The sequence below is a fragment of the Paenarthrobacter sp. 2TAF44 genome (genome assembly GCF_052114885.1).
Lineage (GTDB): Bacteria > Actinomycetota > Actinomycetes > Actinomycetales > Micrococcaceae > Arthrobacter.
The window spans coordinates 117,292-134,374 of sequence record NZ_JBFRFP010000007.1 but is presented as its reverse complement, the minus strand read 5'-3'; the positions used below and the strand labels follow the sequence as shown (position 1 = coordinate 134,374).

The window sequence follows — 17,083 nt, the reverse complement described above, 5'->3', positions numbered from 1 at the left end:
TGCAGAGCGCAACAAAGTTGTCATCGTTACGCACTCATCGCTGGGAACTCATCGGGTTTCCATCAGTTTTCTGACCCGCTTTCAGGTTTGGACGGTTTTCCTGTGGCAGCCTGAGCCTCCACAAGTGGCGCGCCTGACATGAAGTAGCTTTCGACGGCGCTTGTTTCAGTAGCGCCCGCAAGGGCCCTTCCGAAAGCACGCCGCTTGATTGCCAATGCCAAGCACTTTTCGCTGGGATGCAGCCACGCACCCCTGCCGGCCATCCGGCGTCGAACATCCACAAGGACAGTGGACGAACCACGGCCTTGGGCGACCAGCCGGACAAGCTCGGACCGAGAGCCTTGCTTCCGGCATCCGATGCAGGTACGAACAGGGCCATGGCCGCGTTCAAGCAGTTCAGCCACGACGTGTCCTTACCTGCCTCTGCAAACTTGCGCTGACGGCCGACCCTGCACATGCAGATAAGGCACGTCAAAGCGCGCGGATACCGGACGTAAGCCCGGTTCCATCTATTCTAGCCCCCCGGCCCCGGACAGCCGAAACCGGCCACACCGCCAGCGCGGCGCGGCTCCCGGCGGCCAGGCCGCCGGAACGATCGTTAGTCGGTCTAGGCCGGGGCGGCGTCTGACACGATATCGATCCGCCATCCGGTCAGCTTCGCAGCGAGGCGTGCATTCTGGCCTTCCTTGCCGATCGCCAAGGAGAGCTGGTAGTCGGGCACAACTACACGGGCCGAGCGAGTTGCCTCGTCCGTGATAGTGACCGAATTCACCCGGGACGGTGACAAGGAGTTGGCGATGAAGGTCGCCGGGTCCTCGCTGAAGTCCACGATGTCGATCTTTTCGTCGTTCAGCTCGGTCATGACTGCACGGACGCGGGAGCCCATTTCGCCGATGCAAGCGCCCTTGGCGTTGACACCGGGGATGTTCGCTTTGACGGCGATCTTGGTGCGGTGGCCGGCTTCCCGGGCAAGTGCCACGATCTCGACGGAACGGTCCGCGATTTCCGGAACTTCCATTTCGAACAACTTACGGACCAGGCCCGGGTGCGAACGGGAAAGCGTAATGGACGGGCCCTTCGCCCCACGGTGGACATCCACCACGAAGGCACGAAGCCTGCTGCCGTGAATGTACTTCTCACCAGGAACCTGCTCGGGTGGCGGCAACAGGGCCTCCACGGATCCAAGGTTTACCTGGATCATGTGCGGGTTGTTGCCCTGCTGGATCATGCCGGCAACGAGTTCGCCTTCGCGACCCTTGAATTCGCCTAATACGTTATCGTCCTCAACGTCGCGAAGACGCTGCAGGATGATCTGGCGTGCCGTGCTTGCAGCGATACGGCCGAAACCGGCCGGGGTGTCCTCGAACTCCCCGATGGCCTCGCCGTCATCGTCGATTTCCGTTGCCCAGATAGTCACGTGGCCGCTCTTGCGGTCCAGCTCGGCGCGGGCCTTCTCGAAGGCACCGGGCGTCTTGTGATAGGCCACCAGGAGCGCTTGCTCGATGGTGGGAATCAGGAGGTCCAGCGGGATTTCACGCTCACGCTCCAGGAGTCTCAGTGCGCTCATGTCAATATCCATTAGGCCTCCTCGGAAGGTCCATTGTGTTCGTCTGCCAGCCCGGCCTCGTGGAGGTGGCTGAATTCAATCTCGACTTTTCCGTGGCGGATCCTGTCGAAAGGAATAGTGATGGGGTCCCCCTGTTTGGGCTTCATGCCCTTTTTGACCTCGTGCTCCGGAATGAGGGTCACACCGGCGTCATCTACTGACGCAATCCGGCCAAGGACGTTCTCACCCTGGATGACGTTGACCCTGACCATGCGGCCGCGGGCCCTGTGCCAGTGGCGCGGTTCCGTCAGCGGACGGCCTACTCCTGGCGAAGAAACTTCGAGGTCGTAGGGACGGCCGTCGTCGTGGGGATCGTTGTCCAGAATATCGGACAACCCACGCGAGACATCTGCGATGGCGTCAAGGCTGACGCCTCCGGTCTCCTCCTGCGGAAGATCCACGACGACGTGGACCGTGCGGTGTGAACCGGCAACGTGGATGGAAACATCCTCGAGGTAGAGCCTGTTGGCAAGGACTGCCGGTTCGAGCAGCGCCTTTAGCCTGCGCTCTTCCGGGTTGTGGATGGTGGCCGTTGAATTCGACTCAGTACGGTCTGTTGAAGTCGTGGCTTCCGAGTCACTCACGTTGCCCGCCGCCTCCCGATAGATGTTGTTGTGACTACTAGCCTAACGATTTTCGGCAGCACATGGTGCACGGAGTTTCCCGTCCACATGACACCATGGTGTGTTGTGGACGAGCAGACAAGTGAAAAACGACAATCACCAGCGTGGGGTCGGCTCCTTCTCATTTCCGTGGTTGCGCTGCTCGTTGCGGGCACGGGAATCGTACTTCTACCGCGGGATTCCGGGACTCCCCCCGCGGTTTCATTCTCCGAGTCTGCCCTCGCCGACGCTTTCGCCGATACTCAGGGGCTGCGGGAATCGGCTGCTGGATTGATGGCAGCTGGAGGATCCGGTTCCCAAACGCCCGCCCTGGACGATGCTGTGACATTGCTGACAACACAGTCCCGGGCCCTCCTTCCACCTTCTGCTGCAGCTGCTGCCATCTCCGCAGCCTCGACGGCAAGCGATAAAGATGACCCTTCTGAGGATGATGCGGCCAACCAAGCGACGCCCGCTGCAGTCGTGGCTGGTCTGACCGCCAGCGGGCGGCAACGACTGGACGACGCCCGCGAGGCCGACGGCGGGATCGCCCGGTTGCTCGCCGCCGTCGGATCCGCCCAACTTCTCCAGGGCGAAAAGCTGGCTGCGGTGTGGCAGCTGCCGGTACCGTCGCCGACGTCAAGTGGTAGCGCGCCTGCCACTACACCGGCTGTGCACCAGTGCCCTTCAATCAGCCCCACCCCGGATGCTACCGCTGCCACCACCGATGCGGCTTTGGCCGCCACTGTCCGTTCAGAACAGGAAGCCGTCTACATCTATCAGGTGGCACTGAAGCGATTGGACGCTGGCGCAACTGCCCAAGCCGCCAAGGATCTTGCGGTGCACGAGCGTCTGCTTCAACAAGCGGAGGCCTTGACCCGCCGTAACTGTGGCGACGTCCCTACCCGGGAGGCCGGATACAGGCTGCCTGCACAGTTCGCTGAAGACCCGGCCGCGGGCTTGGGAGCCCTGGAATCGGACTCCCTGCAGGGATTTGGCGATCTCATCGCGCTTTCGACAGGAGAGACCCGGGGCTGGGCCACCAGCGGCCTGCTGGCGGCCGTGCGCAGGAGCTGGCATTGGGGTGCCGCGCTGGCCGCTTTGCCGGGGTTGGACTTCGACGCCGATGACTTGCCTCCCCTGCCGACGCCCGCCCCCAGTTAATCCACGCCCCGGTTAATCCACTCCCCCGTTAGTACCAACCGCAGTTAGTGCAAACGGCGGATGGGATAGGCGAGCCTAGCCATGCTGGCCAAGGCGGCCCGGCGGTGCTTGGCTTGAACCATGGCTTCCGCAGAAACTGCTACCACGCACGAGAACGAACCGCATCGTGATGACCTTGCCCATAGGCTGAACTGGCTGCGCGCCGGAGTTTTGGGGGCGAATGACGGCATCGTCTCCGTCGCCGCGATCGTCGTCGGCGTGGCCGGTGCCACGACCAACACCGGCAGCATCCTTGCTGCTGGTACGGCTGGCCTCGTGGGTGGCGCCATTTCCATGGCGTTGGGCGAGTATGTATCCGTCAGTAGCCAGAGCGACACGCAGAAGTCGCTCATCGAGAAGGAACGCCGGGAACTCGCCGAGCAGCCGGAGGAAGAACTCGAGGAGCTTGCCGCGATCTACCAGGCGAAGGGGCTCACACCGCGTACCGCCCGGACAGTGGCCGAAGAACTCACGAAGCACGATGCCCTTGCGGCGCACTTGTCCGCCGAGCTCAATATCCACGAAGACGACATCGTGAGTCCGTGGAACGCCGCCTTTGCCTCGGCAGTGGCATTTACCCTGGGCGCCGTGCTTCCCATGCTGGCCATCCTGCTCCCTCCCCCCGAAATGCGGGTTCCACTGACGTTCGCTGCCGTCCTGCTGGCTCTCGCGATCACGGGAGCCCTGGGGGCCTGGATTGGTGGGGCACCCAGGTTCCGGGCAGCAGCCCGGGTGGTGCTGGGCGGAGCCTTGGCGCTTGCAGCCACGTTCTCGATCGGAAGCCTCTTGGGCGCCAGCGGCGTTTTCTGAGGGTAGTACCGCCGGGCAGAGCTAGGCTGATGGCGTGACCCTTCACGCCATGATTCCGATTCCGGGCGACCTCCACGCCCGATACAACCGCGATTCTGCGGGGCGGGACTGGCTGGCGAGCCTTCCGGGGCTTATCCGTGAGGCTTTGGACCGTTGGCAGTTGTCCGTGGACCTCGCACCCGGTGAAGAGCCGTGGAACGGACACGGAGCCTTGGTTGTGCCCGTTCTCCAGCACAGCAGGCAGGCTGCGCTGAAGATCGCCTATCCGCATGAGGAAGCTCTCGTGGAGCGCCATGCCTTGGCCCTGTGGGGTGGCCACGGAGCTGTCCGGCTCCTGGCTGCCGACACCGCCAGTTGCTCTATGCTGCTGGAACGCCTCGACGCGTCCTGTTGGCTACAGGATGTCCCCATGGATGAGGCCCGGCAGGTCTGGGGTGAGATCATGCGCGAGCTTTCCATTACCCCTGATGATCGTCCCGAGTGGCGGGGATTCGATCACATCGCTGCCACGGCCGAGCGCTGGAGCGACGAAATGCCTTCTGAGTGGGAGCGGCAGGACCGACCCTTCCCGCGGTGGTTATTGGAGGCTGCACTGGAAGTGTGCCAGACCCGCGGTGCTGTGGGCCGCCGATCCGGCAGGGACGTCCTGGTGCACACCGATCTGCATTTCATGAACATCCTCGGCACCTTGGGCGGGGACCGCCGCGAATACGTGGCCATCGATCCGCAGCCGCAGATCGGTGAGGCCGAATTTGCGGTGGCGCCCGTTCTGTGGAACCGGATCAAGGATCTCTCACGTCGCGATCCTGCAGCTGCCCTGCGGGAGCGATGCCGGGATTTCAGCCTCGCCGCTGGGCTTGATCCGGAGGTCGCGCGACAGTGGAGCATTGCCCGCGAAGTGGACAACGCCCTGTGGTACGCGGGAAAACGAGGTCACGAAGGCGATCTGGCCCGTTCCTTGTGGGTGGCCAGCACGCTGGCGGGCAGGACACTCGAAGGACTTCCAGCAGCACATGACTTGCCCAGGCCCGGGGACGCAGTCAGCTGACGTTATCGTTCCACACGTCCATGCCGAGCTTGATGATCAGCGCCGCCACGACGATCAGGAACACGATCCGTACAAACCCGCTCCCCCTGGCTACGGCTGTCCGGGCACCCAGATATCCGCCCGCCATATTCGCGAACCCCAGCACCAGGCCCACTCCCCACAACAGGGAACCGTGAGGGAGGAAGAAAATCAGGGCACCGGCATTGGTGGCCATGTTGACAATCTTGGCCTTCGCGCTGGCTTCAAGGAAGGCGTAACCCATGGCAGAGACTAAGGCGATCACCAGGAATGATCCCGTACCGGGACCGATCAGGCCATCGTAAAAACCGATCACGGCACCGATCAGGCAAGCCACCACATAGTGCTTGTGCCCATCGTGCCGCAGAGCCGTCAGCTCGCCCGCGCTGGGGCGAAGTGCCGTGAAAATCGCGACGGCGATCAGCGCCACCACAATGATGGGCTTGAAAACGCTGGCCGGCAGCGATGCAGCAAGGATGGCACCGCCAAAGCTCCCCGCCAGCGCAATCACCGCCATGGGTATTGCCGTCTTGAGGTCCGGTCCCACCCGCCTGTAATAGGTGGTGGCACTGGTGGTAGTGCCGAAGATGGAACCCATCTTGTTCGTGGCCAGTGCCTGGACTGGAGTGATGCCAGGTACCAGCAGAAGTGCGGGGAGCTGGATCAGCCCCCCGCCTCCTACTACCGCGTCAACCCAGCCGGCTGCGAATCCAGCCACCACAATCAGGATGATGGTGGTGAGCTGGATAGTCTCGAAGCCGGAAATCACCGGTTACGGACAGCGTTGACCACGTAATCCACGGCCTTCTCCACCGAGATGTTCTCGGCTTCACCACTGCGACGGTCCTTGATCTCCACTACACCGTCCACAAGTCCACGGCCGACGGCCAGGATAGTGGGCACGCCGACGAGTTCGGCATCGCCAAACTTGACGCCGGGAGAAACCTTGGGCCGGTCATCAAAGATGACGTCGAGGCCTGCAGCCTCGAGTTCCGCCGATAGCTTCTCTGCGGCTTCGAAAATTTCGTCACCGCGGCCCACAGCCACAACGTGTACATCGGCCGGAGCCACCGAGCGTGGCCACACCAGGCCGCGGTCGTCATGGTTGGCTTCGGCAAGGGCTGCGACAGCACGGGTGACACCAACACCATAGGAGCCCATGGTGACGACAACCTGCTTGCCGTTCTGGTCCATCACCTTCAGGTCCAGCGCCTCGGCGTACTTGCGTCCGAGCTGGAAAATGTGGCCCATTTCGATGCCACGGGCAGTCTCAAGCGGTCCGGAGCCGTCCGGTGCCGGATCCCCTGCCCGGACGTCGGTGCATTCGATGACGCCGTCCCAGGTGAAGTCGCGGCCCGCTACCAGTCCGAAGACATGCTTGCCATCAACGTTGGCGCCCGTCACCCAGGTTGTGCCGGACACGACGCGGGGATCCACGAGGAACAGCAGTGTGGAGGACCCTTCCAGGCCCAGCACTTGTTCGTCCAGGGACAAACCAGGGCCGATGTAGCCCTTGACCAACCACGGCAGCTTCTTGAGGTCTTCCTCGTTGGCTGCTTCCAGCCCGATCTCGCCCGCGATGGGAAGGAACGATCCAATGTTCGCCTCCACCCGCTTGAGATCCACCGCACGGTCACCCGGAACGCCGAGGACGACGATCTGGCGTTCACCAGTGGGGAGAGTCACGGCGAGGACGACGTTCTTCAGCGTGTCAGCGGCAGTCCAGGCGCCGCCGTCGGCCTCGCTGCGGGGTGCGAGCTGGTTGGCTGCGTCAACCAGTGTCTCGATGGTCGGTGTGTTCGGTGTGTCCAGAACCTGGGCAGCCGGCGCGTCCGTGAAATCAATATCCTCAGGGACAACCGTGGTGACTGCCTCGACGTTGGCGTAGTAGCCGCCGGCCGAGCGCACAAAGGTGTCCTCGCCGATCTCGGTGGGGAAGAGGAATTCTTCGCTCTTGGAGCCACCCATGGCACCTGCGGTGGCAGCAACCGGGATGACTTCCAGGCCCAGACGTTCGAAGATCTTCAGGTATGCGGCGCGGTGGGCGGCGTAGCTTGCGTCCAAGCCGGCGTCGTCAACGTCGAAGGAGTAAGAATCCTTCATGATGAATTCGCGCCCACGGAGGAGACCCGCGCGGGGGCGCGCTTCATCGCGGTACTTGTTCTGGATCTGGTACAGGCTCAACGGCAGGTCCTTGTACGAGGAGTACAGGTCCTTGACCAGGAGCGTGAACATTTCTTCATGCGTCGGAGCCAAGAGGTAGTCGGCACCCTTGCGGTCCTGAAGCCGGAACAGGCCCTCCCCGTACTCGGTCCAGCGGTTGGTGGCCTCGTAAGGTTCGCGCGGCAGCAGTGCCGGGAAGTGGACTTCCTGCGCGCCAATGGCGGACATTTCCTGCCGGATGATCTCCTCCACCTTGCGCAGGACGCTCAGTCCCAGCGGCAGCCACGTGTAAATGCCAGGTGCGGCACGGCGGATGTAACCGGCCCGGACCAGGAGCTTGTGGCTGGCGACCTCGGCGTCGACGGGATCTTCACGCAGGGTGCGCAGGAACAACTGGGAAAGGCGAAGGACCACGGGTACGTATCCGTTTCTATGGCAGATGTGGCAAAAACAACTGTCTACTAATCTACCGGCTGCCAGCGGCCAGCTCCGCACAGAATGGCTCAGCCCCAGAACAGAATGGCTCAGCCCCCAGAACAGTCATCACAGAGAAGAGCCACGCCGTCGCATGGAAGCCCCTGGCCAAAGATCGGCTGGTCATCCTGCGATGGCGTGGCTCAGCGGCCGGCCGGCCGCAGACTCTGTCCGGGGACTAGTCCCCCGTTCCCTCCAGCGGAACGGGATCGCCTGCGACTGGGAAGCATTGGTGACTGCCGAGCTCACGGATGGTGCGGCTGCCAAAGGCAGCCTTCAAGGTCTTTGTCATAATTCCCCCTGTAACCACCCGTGCCCCATCGACACGGCTTGGGAAAAACCTATGTGATAGCGGACACATTTTCAAGGATTTTGATGGCAAAGTGCCCTTGACCGCCCCCGTTGACCGGACTTAGCGTTAATTCATCGCTTGGTGAATTAGTCGATGGGGCCGGAGGCCGCCATGTCACACGCAGCAATAGAAGCAACGGGTCTGCACATCTCCCGCGGCCGAAAAAGAATCCTGCGGGGCCTTGACTTCGCCGTGGACAGCGGGCTGATTACGGGGCTGCTCGGTCCATCAGGAAGCGGCAAGACAACACTCATGCGGGGCATCGTGGGGGTACAACGCATCACCCGTGGATCCATCAGCGTCCTGGGCCGCCCAGCCGGCAGCGCACCGTTAAGGCACGACGTCGGGTACGTCACCCAAGGTGCCAGCGTCTACGCGGACCTCAGCGTCGAAGCCAACGTCAAGTACTTCGGCGCTATGCACAGGGCAACAGCGACAGACGTCGCGGAGTCAATTGCCGCCGTCGGACTCGAATCGTTTGCCAAGCAGAAAGCAGGGAACCTCTCGGGCGGGGAGTTCAGCCGCGTGTCCTTGGCATGCGCGCTGGTGGCGCACCCCAAGCTGCTGGTCCTGGACGAACCGACAGTGGGCTTGGATCCGGTACTGCGTGCGGAGTTATGGGAGCGGTTCGTTGACATGGCCGCTGGCGGAACGACGCTCCTGGTTTCCAGTCATGTGATGGAAGAAGCGTCGCATTGTTCCTCGTTGCTGCTTCTGCGGGACGGCCTGCTGCTGGCGCAGCTCACACCCGCCGAGCTCGCAAGCCGGGGACGCAGCAATGACCTTGAGCGCGCGTTCCTGAACATGATCAAAGACGCCGAACGTGGCCCGGACAGCGGTCAGCCGGCAAAGGAAAGCCAGGTGGCATCATGAATCTTCGGATGACCTTTGCAACCACCGCCCGGGTCCTGGGTCAATTGCGGCACGATCACCGCAGCGTGGCGCTCATTATGGTGGTTCCGGCGCTGCTGCTCACAGCCGTCTATTATCTTTTCGAGAACGAAACACTGCCCCCGGGCGTTCCGCGCACCTTCGACCGCGTTGGCCTGATGATGCTGGCGATCTTCCCGTTCGTCGTGATGTTCCTGGTCACGTCCATCACCATGCTGCGGGAACGAACCTCCGGGACCCTGGAGCGGCTCCTCACCACACCCATCCATAAAGCGGACCTCTTGTTCGGCTACGCCATTGCCTTCTCCATCATGGCCGCGCTGCAATCCCTCGTGGCTACAGCTGTTGCGTACTGGATCTTCGATCTGGACATCAAGGGCAGTCCCGGGTTCGTCGTGCTGATCGCGGTCATCAACGCTGTCCTTGGAGTGGCCCTGGGGCTGCTGTGTTCGGCCTTTGCACGCACCGAGTTCCAGGCTGTGCAGTTCATGCCGGTAGTGGTGGTGCCCCAAATCCTGCTCTGCGGACTCTTCGTGGCCCGGGAGCAGATGAACGACGTCCTCGAGGCCATCTCCGGAGTCCTTCCCCTGACCTTTTCTGTTGACGCCCTTCAGGAGATCGCAGGGAACGTCGAAGCCACAGAAGCCATGTGGCAGGACACGATGGTGATGGGCGGGATCGTGGTGGGCGTCCTTGTCCTTGCCTCATTGACCCTGAGGCGGCAAACCTCATGAGCCTGGAACCCCTGCGCCGCGGCCGCCGAAGCGGGAGCGACCATTCGCGCGAAGCCATTCTGGTGGCGGCCCGGAAGTTGTTCGCGGAGCAAGGGTTCGACGGCACCAGTCTTCGGCAAGTGGCACGGGAAGCTTCAGTGGATCCGGCCATGGTGCACCACTTCTTCAAAGGAAAAGACGAATTGTTCGCCTCCAGCGTGGAGTTGCCTGCCGATCCCGAAGAGGTTCTGGCAGGCGTTGAAAACCTGGAACCGGAGGCGAGGGCTGAAGCACTTGTCCGTGCGGTAGTCCGGTTGTGGGAAAGCCCGGCGCAACCCGGCCTGGTGGCATTCGTTCGGGGAACCATCGGATCGAAGGCCAAAACAGCACTGCTGCGGGAGACGGTGAGCCGGACCATCCTGTCCCGGGTCATGGCGGGCGTGCAAGGCCCTGCTGAGGAGGTCCGCCTGCGTGGCAACCTGGTGGCGACACAAGTGGTGGGACTGATGCTGCTCCGCTACGTGATCCGTCTCGAACCACTCGCGAGTGCTGATCAGGAGGAGGTAGTTAGCCTGGTGGCACCGACCATCCAGCGGTATCTCACGGGGAACCTGGACTCCCCGGGCTAGAAGAGGACTGTTGCGAACGTCCCGACTTGCTCGAAGCCGACTCTTTCGTAGGTGGCCCGGGCCTTGGCGTTGTAGTCATTGACGTACAGGCTCGTTACGGGCGCAAAGGTACGTGAGAGATTTACGACGGCGGCCATGTAGCCAGCGCTTTGGTGGTGCCCACGCATCTCCGGATTCATCCATACGCCTTGGACCTGCGTGACGTCCTGGGTAACTGCACCCAACTCTGCTTTGAAAACAACGGTCCCGGCAGCGTCGATGTGGACCAACGAATGCCCTTGGCGGATAAGCCCGGCAACGCGCCTGCTGTAGAAGTCCTGGCCGCCCAGGAACGGGGAGTAGCCAACTTCTTCTTCGAACATGGCGGCGCAGGCGGGCAGGATGCGTTCGAAGTCCGCCATGGTGCCGAAGGTCAGCAAAGGATTCGCTTCGATGGCCGGCCCACCGGAAATAGTCAAAAGGGGCTGCCTGGAGCGGACCTCGTGCGCGAAGTGGCCCAACTGCTCAAAGCGGGAGTAGAGGGCCAGCACCGTTTCTGCTGGCCCAAAGATGGAGGCGTATCGCCTGCCGGATTGGTGGGCCGCCGTAGCTACATATCCGGTAAGCCCGGGATCGAGTTGCACCGGTACCAGGTTGGCTCCCGCCCAACAAGCCCCAAGGAGGGTGTCGTCGTCGAACACGCCAAAGACGCTGGCGCCGCCGCTGGTGGGCGCTGCCGTTCCTACGCTGTCCAGGTGCGCCAGGATGAAGACGTTGGCAACGGGATCTTCGCTCGCAAGCGCGCGAAGGGCCAAGGTGTCGGCACTGCCGAGCACCCTGACCCCCAGGCCTGTCTCGTTACGAGACGCTAACCACGGGGCTACCCTTGACAGCATCTTCGCCATCGGCCTCCCCCATCTCTTCAGCGATACGCATGGCCTCTTCGATCAGTGTCTCAACAATTTCGCTTTCAGGCACTGTCTTGATGACTTCGCCCTTCACGAAAATCTGGCCTTTGCCGTTTCCGGACGCTACACCGAGGTCCGCTTCGCGGGCTTCACCCGGGCCGTTGACTACACAGCCCATGACGGCCACGCGGAGGGGGATTTCCATCCCCTCAAGGCCAGCGGTTACCTGCTCAGCCAACGTGTACACGTCCACCTGGGCGCGACCACAGGACGGGCAGGACACAATCTCAAGCTTGCGCGGGCGCAGGTTCAATGACTGCAGGATCTGGTTGCCTACCTTGATTTCCTCCACGGGCGGCGCCGAGAGGGAAACGCGGATGGTGTCGCCGATTCCGCGGGACAGCAGTGCCCCGAAAGCAGTCGCGGACTTGATGGTTCCCTGGAACGCCGGACCGGCTTCAGTTACGCCAAGGTGCAGGGGCCAGTCGCCCTTTTCGGCGAGCATCTCGTAGGCAGCAACCATGATGACGGGGTCGTTGTGCTTCACGGAGATCTTGAAGTCGTGGAAACCGTGCTCTTCGAAGAGCGAGGCCTCCCAGACAGCGGACTCCACCAGAGCTTCAGGGGTGGCCTTGCCGTACTTCTTCATGATGCCCGGCTCCAGGGAACCAGCGTTGACGCCAATGCGGATGGACGTCCCATGGTCCTTCGCGGCCGCGGCAATTTCCTTGACCTGGTCATCGAACTTCCGGATATTGCCGGGGTTCACACGGACCGCTGCGCATCCTGCTTCAATGGCCGCGAAAACGTACTTCGGCTGGAAGTGGATATCGGCGATCACGGGGATCTGGGATTTCCGGGCGATGATCGGCAACGCCTCGGCGTCGTCGGCTGACGGGCAGGCAACGCGGACGATGTCGCAGCCGGAGGCAGTCAGTTCAGCGATCTGTTGAAGCGTTGCGTTGATGTCCGTAGTGGGCGTCGTGGTCATGGACTGCACGCTGATGGGTGAATCAGAGCCAACGCCAACGGATCCAACCTTGATCTGCCGCGTCTTACGGCGCGGGGCAAGGACGGGGGGTGGGGCTGCTGGCATTCCCAGGCTGACCGAGGTCACGTGGACTCCTTGGGTTTGGGGTGGATCGTTGTGGTGGAGGACGCCGGAGCTAGGATGCGTGGGCAGCCAGGACGCCGATAATGGGGTCCCATTCCGTGGTGCGGATCCCGGCTATGACTCCGGCTTCGGCGAACGGATCCTGCTTCAGGAGGTCATTGAGTTCCGCTTCATCTGCTGATTTGAAGATGAGCAGCGCGCCGGCACCGTCGCCGTAGGGGCCGCTGGCAAGCAGCGTGCCACCCTCTGCGAGGTCGCCCAGCCAGGCACGGTGCGCCGGGCGGGCTTCGTCGCGGAGGGCGCCAGACTCGGCGACGTATACATACTCAACAGCGAAAACAGTCATGAAGCTAGCCTATCCCGCCGCGTGGCGATGATCGGCCATCCATTCCAGTTCAGCAAGCGACCCTGTCCGCCAGGCATGCGAATCTCAGCCAAAGATATTCACCGGCTTGACGATGTCCGCGTAGATCAGCAGCGCGCCCATGGCCATCAGCAGCGTTGCCACCACATACGTGGCGGGAAGGAGCTTTGCGATATCAAAAGCACCGGGATCCGGCTTTCCCCTCAGCCTGGCCACTTGGCGCCGGGCCCCCTCATACAGCGCACCTGCCACGTGGCCGCCGTCGAGAGGCAGCAGGGGTACAAGGTTGAAGATGGCCAGCGCGAAGTTCAGGCCGGCAAGCAAACCTACCAAGGTTCCGATGCGTGCTTGGAGCGGTACCTCTTCCATCGCAGCAACTTCGCCGGCCACCCGGCCTACGCCAACCACACTGATGGGGCCGTTCGGATCGCGGGGTTCCTCGCTGAAGGCGGCCTTCGCCACACCAACCACACGGGCAGGCAGGTTAAGGATTACTCCGGAAATCTGCTTGATATTCTCCCCCGCCATGGGAAGAACCCCCGACGCCGGCTGGGGAACCAAGGCGCTCTGCGCGCCGATTCCCAGGAAGCCAACCTCCTGGTACTTCAGCACGCCGTTGGCGTCCTGCTCCTGGCGTCCATCGGCACCCACAACCGGCCGCGAGGACAAGACTGGAGTAACGGTGGTGGAAACTTCCGAGCCGTTGCGTTCTACGGTGATGGGTACTTCCCTGCCCGCCGAGGCCCGGATCCAGCCGGTGAGTTCATCCCAGCTGGTGACGGCTTTGCCGTCGAAAGTCTTGACGGTGTCGTTCGGCTGCAGCCCGGCGGCCGCCGCGGGTGTTGGCTTGCAGTCCGCCGAATCAGGATCCACCGTTTTCCCCGCAGCCACCTGGCACTTTGAGACGTCCGCGATGGTTGTGGTGGCCGTGGCAACGCCAAAACCCATGAGCAGGATGGCAAGGAGAACCAAACCGATCAGCATGTTCATGGCCGGGCCGCCGAGCATGATGATGATCTTCTTCCAGACCGGCAGCTTGTAAAAGACCCTGCCTTCATCCCCGGGGCCTACTTCTTCGTGCGCGACGGAACGGGCCTCGCTGGCAAGCGTCTGGAACATGCCCGTGCTGGACGGACGTACCCCGCCATCTTCTTTGTTGGGCGGGTACATACCGATCATGGCCACGTAGCCACCCAACGGAAGGGCCTTGAAGCCGTACTCCGTTTCGCCCTTCTTCCTGGACCACAAGGTTGGCCCGAAGCCAATCATGTACTTGGTCACGCGCACCTTAAAGAGCTTCGCGGGGACCAGATGGCCAACCTCGTGCAAAGCGATGGATACCGCGACGCCAAGGGCGACGAAGACGACTCCGAGGATGAACAGAAGGACGGGACTCATGCTGACGGGACTGCTTCCATAGGGGTTTCTCTGCTGGGTTTCTGAGCTATACGGCGCTGTTGGCTAAACGATCATGCGTACGCGTGCGTGCCCAACTCTCAGCATCCAGCACGGACTCCACCGTAAGCTCCGAAGAACCTGAATGTTCGCTGAGGACGGACTCCACCGTGTCCACGATATCCGTGAAACGGATGCGACCCGCGTGGAAAGCCTCCACGGCTTCCTCGTTGGCCGCGTTGAAGACGGCAGGGTAGGTGCTGCCCTGCTTCGCGGCCTCCTTGGCGAGTTCCACTGCCGGAAACGCAACCGAGTCCAGTGGTTCGAACGTCCAACTTGTGGCTTGGGTCCAGTCGCATGGCTGTGCAGCGTGTGGAACCCGCCCGGGCCAGCCCAACCCCAAGGCGATGGGAAGCCGCATGTCAGGCGGCGACGCCTGGGCGATGATGGACCCGTCCACGAACTGGACCATGGAATGGACCACCGACTGTGGATGGACCACGACGTCGATCCTGTCCAGGGGTACGTCGAACAGCAGATGTGCCTCGATCACTTCAAGGCCCTTGTTAACGAGGCTCGCCGAGTTGGTGGTGACCATGAGGCCCATATCCCATGTGGGGTGCGCCAAAGCCTGGGCGGGTGTGACATCGTGAAGCTGCTCACGGCTACGCCCGCGGAAAGGTCCGCCGGACGCCGTGAGAATCAGCTTCTCCACCTCTTGTTCAGTACCCGAACGCAGGCACTGGGCGATGGCCGAATGTTCGGAATCGACAGGCACAATCTGATCGGGGCCGGCAGCTGCTTTCACCAGGGCACCACCGACAATCAGCGACTCTTTATTGGCGAGCGCCAAGGTGGCACCGGATGCCAGCGCGGCCAGGGTGGGTGCCAGGCCAATGGAGCCGGTGATGCCGTTGAGAACGACGTCGCATTCGACTTCCGCGATGCGGGTGGACGCGTCCGGTCCGACGAAGATTTCCGGGGAAAAGTTGCGCAAGCCGCTTCGGCCTGCCGCTGCGTCCATCAGGTTCTGCAGTGCTGCCGGATCGCCGTGGGCAATGCCTACTGCCTGCGCGCGCGTGTGGACAGCCTGGTGGGCGAGCAGTTCGAGGTTTCCTCCGCCGGCGCTCAGTGCCACCACTTCGAAAAGGTGCGGGGCGCCGTCGACGACGTCAATCGCCTGTGTGCCGATAGAACCGGTGGACCCGAGGATGACGATCTTGCGCGGCTGCATTGCTTAAGTATCCCAGCAGCCACAGAAGGGTGCGAACGTAGCAGCCGGGTAAGTGGAAAACCCTGCTTGACCACTTCTTCCCCGCGCGTAACGTGGAATTGTGGAGTGGCTGGCCTGGTTTGCCGCGCAGGACTGGTTTGACGCGCGGGACTACGAATTCGCGCGGCAGGTATTGCAACGCGGTACTGCCGCCGTTTATCTGGTTGCCTTCCTCTCCACCATGAACCAGTTTCCAGCGCTCCTTGGCGAGCGCGGATTGCTTCCCGTCCCGTCATTCCTTGAGATGGCGCGCCGACTTGCCCGGCCCACGCTCTTCCAGTGGCGCTACTCGGACGCCCTGCTGCGTGCAGTCTGTTCTGTGGGAATTGCTGTATCCGCCTTGCTGGTGTTGGGCTTGCCGCAGCTGGGACCACCGTGGCTGCCGATGCTGGCGTTCCTCACCCTCTGGTTCCTGTACATGTCGATCGTGAATGTGGGCCAGACGTTCTATGGTTTTGGCTGGGAGACCCTGCTGCTGGAGGCCGGTTTCACCGTAGCTTTCCTTGGCTCGGACCAGGTCCCGCCACCCACCACCATCCTGATCCTGATTGCGTGGCTGGTGTTCCGGCTCGAGTTCGGCGCGGGAATGATCAAAATCAGGGGTGGTCGTGAGTGGCGCGATCTTACGGCGATGTTCTATCACCACGAGACCCAGCCGATGCCTGGACCGTTGAGCCGGCAGGCCCATCTCCTCCCCCGTCCCTTGCACAAGGTGGAAGTGGTGGGAAACCACTTCGCCCAGTTGGTGGTTCCGTTCTTCCTGTTCGCGCCGCAGCCGCTGGCCAGTATTGCGGCTGGAATCATCATCGTGACGCAGCTTTGGTTGGTGGGCAGCGGCAATTTTGCCTGGCTGAACTGGATGGCAATCGTTCTCGCCTTCGCTGCGGTGAGTGATCCGGTGGCGCACGCGGTTCTTCCCGTCATTCCGCTCGAGTGGCACCCCGGCGCCGAAACTCCTGTGTGGTGGTTCGGCGTCGTACTTGCCGTCACGCTACTGCTGCTGGTCCTCAGCTACCGGCCGCTCCTGAACCTCTTCTCGCGCCAGCAACTCATGAATGCGAGCTTCAACCGCTGGCGCCTGGTCAATGCCTATGGTGCGTTCGGGACGGTCACGAAACAGCGGATCGAGATCGTCGTCGAAGGCACGATGGCTGAAGAGCCCGATGCAGCTGACGACCAATGGCTGGAGTATGGCTTCAAAGGCAAACCCGGCGACCTCCGCCGTCTGCCACGGCAATGGGCGCCGTATCACCTCAGGCTGGATTGGCTCATGTGGTTCCTGCCGCTGCGGACCGTCCACGAGGGGTGGTTCTACGCCTTCCTGGAGAAGCTGTTGGAGGCAGACAAGCCCACCCTCGGGCTGCTGCGCCATGACCCGTTCGACGGCGAACGCCCGCGTTGGGTGCGGTCACGCAGCTATCTTTACCGTTTCGCCAGCCGTGCGGAGTTCCGCGAGACGGGTGAGCGTTGGGTGCGGGTACTGCTGTATGACGCCATTCCCCCGGTTTCGCTTACACCTCGACGGCGGCGGCTTCTTTAGC

Annotated in this window: 17 protein-coding genes; 7 read left to right on the top strand and 10 right to left on the bottom strand. The window is 62.5% G+C overall.

The window, feature by feature from the left end:
• Positions 1–62: 62 nt before the first annotated feature.
• The 3 genes from AB4Z15_RS09240 to rimP all read right to left on the bottom strand — a co-directional run bounded on the left by AB4Z15_RS09240 (position 63) and on the right by rimP (position 2,190).
• On the bottom strand, positions 63–404 hold the full coding sequence (locus tag AB4Z15_RS09240) for a YlxR family protein (RefSeq protein WP_442005763.1): 342 nt from the start codon (positions 402–404) through the stop codon (positions 63–65).
• A 203-nt stretch (positions 405–607) separates the two neighbouring features.
• Positions 608–1,579, bottom strand: a complete 972-nt coding sequence (nusA, locus tag AB4Z15_RS09235) for a transcription termination factor NusA (protein ID WP_442017037.1) — start codon at positions 1,577–1,579, stop codon at positions 608–610.
• On the bottom strand, positions 1,579–2,190 hold the full coding sequence (gene rimP / locus AB4Z15_RS09230) for a ribosome maturation factor RimP (protein ID WP_224092279.1): 612 nt from the start codon (positions 2,188–2,190) through the stop codon (positions 1,579–1,581). Before rimP ends, nusA begins: the two co-directional genes overlap by 1 nt.
• Positions 2,191–2,295: 105 nt before the next feature.
• On the opposite strand from rimP, the gene AB4Z15_RS09225 reads away from it, so the two are divergent.
• The 3 genes from AB4Z15_RS09225 (at position 2,296) to AB4Z15_RS09215 (ending at position 5,269) form a co-directional block, all read left to right on the top strand.
• Positions 2,296–3,372, top strand: a complete 1,077-nt coding sequence (locus AB4Z15_RS09225) for a DUF4439 domain-containing protein (protein ID WP_442017036.1) — start codon at positions 2,296–2,298, stop codon at positions 3,370–3,372.
• Positions 3,373–3,492: 120 nt separating this feature from the next.
• Entirely contained in the window at positions 3,493–4,221 is a 729-nt protein-coding gene (locus AB4Z15_RS09220; protein ID WP_442005760.1) for a VIT1/CCC1 transporter family protein, read from the top strand.
• Between the two features lie 49 nt (positions 4,222–4,270).
• Entirely contained in the window at positions 4,271–5,269 is a 999-nt protein-coding gene (locus AB4Z15_RS09215; RefSeq protein ID WP_442017070.1) for an aminoglycoside phosphotransferase family protein, read from the top strand.
• Here AB4Z15_RS09215 and AB4Z15_RS09210 read toward each other — a convergent pair.
• Entirely contained in the window at positions 5,262–6,056 is a 795-nt protein-coding gene (locus AB4Z15_RS09210) for a sulfite exporter TauE/SafE family protein (protein ID WP_442017035.1), read from the bottom strand. The genes AB4Z15_RS09215 and AB4Z15_RS09210 overlap by 8 nt on opposite strands.
• Entirely contained in the window at positions 6,053–7,864 is a 1,812-nt protein-coding gene (locus AB4Z15_RS09205; RefSeq protein WP_442017034.1) for a proline--tRNA ligase, read from the bottom strand. The genes AB4Z15_RS09210 and AB4Z15_RS09205 overlap by 4 nt, the downstream gene beginning before the upstream one ends.
• A gap of 523 nt (positions 7,865–8,387) precedes the next feature.
• Here AB4Z15_RS09205 and AB4Z15_RS09200 point away from each other — a divergent pair.
• Genes AB4Z15_RS09200 through AB4Z15_RS09190 form a run of 3 tightly spaced genes read left to right on the top strand, consistent with a single transcriptional unit; the run spans position 8,388 to position 10,509 of the window.
• Positions 8,388–9,149, top strand: coding sequence for an ABC transporter ATP-binding protein (locus tag AB4Z15_RS09200; RefSeq protein WP_442017033.1), 762 nt, complete (start codon positions 8,388–8,390; stop codon positions 9,147–9,149).
• 8 nt (positions 9,150–9,157) lie between these two features.
• Positions 9,158–9,901: an ABC transporter permease gene (locus AB4Z15_RS09195; protein WP_442017032.1), complete on the top strand. Its 744-nt coding sequence runs from the start codon at positions 9,158–9,160 to the stop codon at positions 9,899–9,901.
• Positions 9,898–10,509, top strand: coding sequence for a TetR/AcrR family transcriptional regulator (locus AB4Z15_RS09190; protein ID WP_442017031.1), 612 nt, complete (start codon positions 9,898–9,900; stop codon positions 10,507–10,509). Before AB4Z15_RS09195 ends, AB4Z15_RS09190 begins: the two co-directional genes overlap by 4 nt.
• On the opposite strand, the gene AB4Z15_RS09185 is transcribed toward AB4Z15_RS09190, so the two are convergent.
• From AB4Z15_RS09185 to dxr, 5 genes are all read right to left on the bottom strand, one after another.
• Positions 10,506–11,384, bottom strand: coding sequence for a GNAT family N-acetyltransferase (locus AB4Z15_RS09185; protein ID WP_442017069.1), 879 nt, complete (start codon positions 11,382–11,384; stop codon positions 10,506–10,508). The genes AB4Z15_RS09190 and AB4Z15_RS09185 overlap by 4 nt on opposite strands.
• Positions 11,347–12,513, bottom strand: coding sequence for a flavodoxin-dependent (E)-4-hydroxy-3-methylbut-2-enyl-diphosphate synthase (ispG, locus tag AB4Z15_RS09180; RefSeq protein ID WP_216925300.1), 1,167 nt, complete (start codon positions 12,511–12,513; stop codon positions 11,347–11,349). The genes AB4Z15_RS09185 and ispG overlap by 38 nt, the downstream gene beginning before the upstream one ends.
• Before the next feature lie 49 nt (positions 12,514–12,562).
• Positions 12,563–12,856 carry a YciI family protein gene (locus AB4Z15_RS09175; protein ID WP_442017030.1) on the bottom strand — a complete coding sequence of 98 codons (294 nt, stop codon included), beginning with the start codon at positions 12,854–12,856 and terminating at the stop codon, positions 12,563–12,565.
• Between the two features lie 84 nt (positions 12,857–12,940).
• Positions 12,941–14,272, bottom strand: coding sequence for a M50 family metallopeptidase (locus AB4Z15_RS09170; RefSeq protein WP_442017029.1), 1,332 nt, complete (start codon positions 14,270–14,272; stop codon positions 12,941–12,943).
• A gap of 46 nt (positions 14,273–14,318) precedes the next feature.
• On the bottom strand, positions 14,319–15,503 hold the full coding sequence (gene dxr / locus AB4Z15_RS09165; RefSeq protein ID WP_442017028.1) for a 1-deoxy-D-xylulose-5-phosphate reductoisomerase: 1,185 nt from the start codon (positions 15,501–15,503) through the stop codon (positions 14,319–14,321).
• A gap of 100 nt (positions 15,504–15,603) precedes the next feature.
• On the opposite strand from dxr, the gene AB4Z15_RS09160 reads away from it, so the two are divergent.
• Entirely contained in the window at positions 15,604–17,082 is a 1,479-nt protein-coding gene (locus AB4Z15_RS09160; RefSeq protein WP_442017027.1) for a lipase maturation factor family protein, read from the top strand.
• Position 17,083 lies beyond the last annotated feature (1 nt).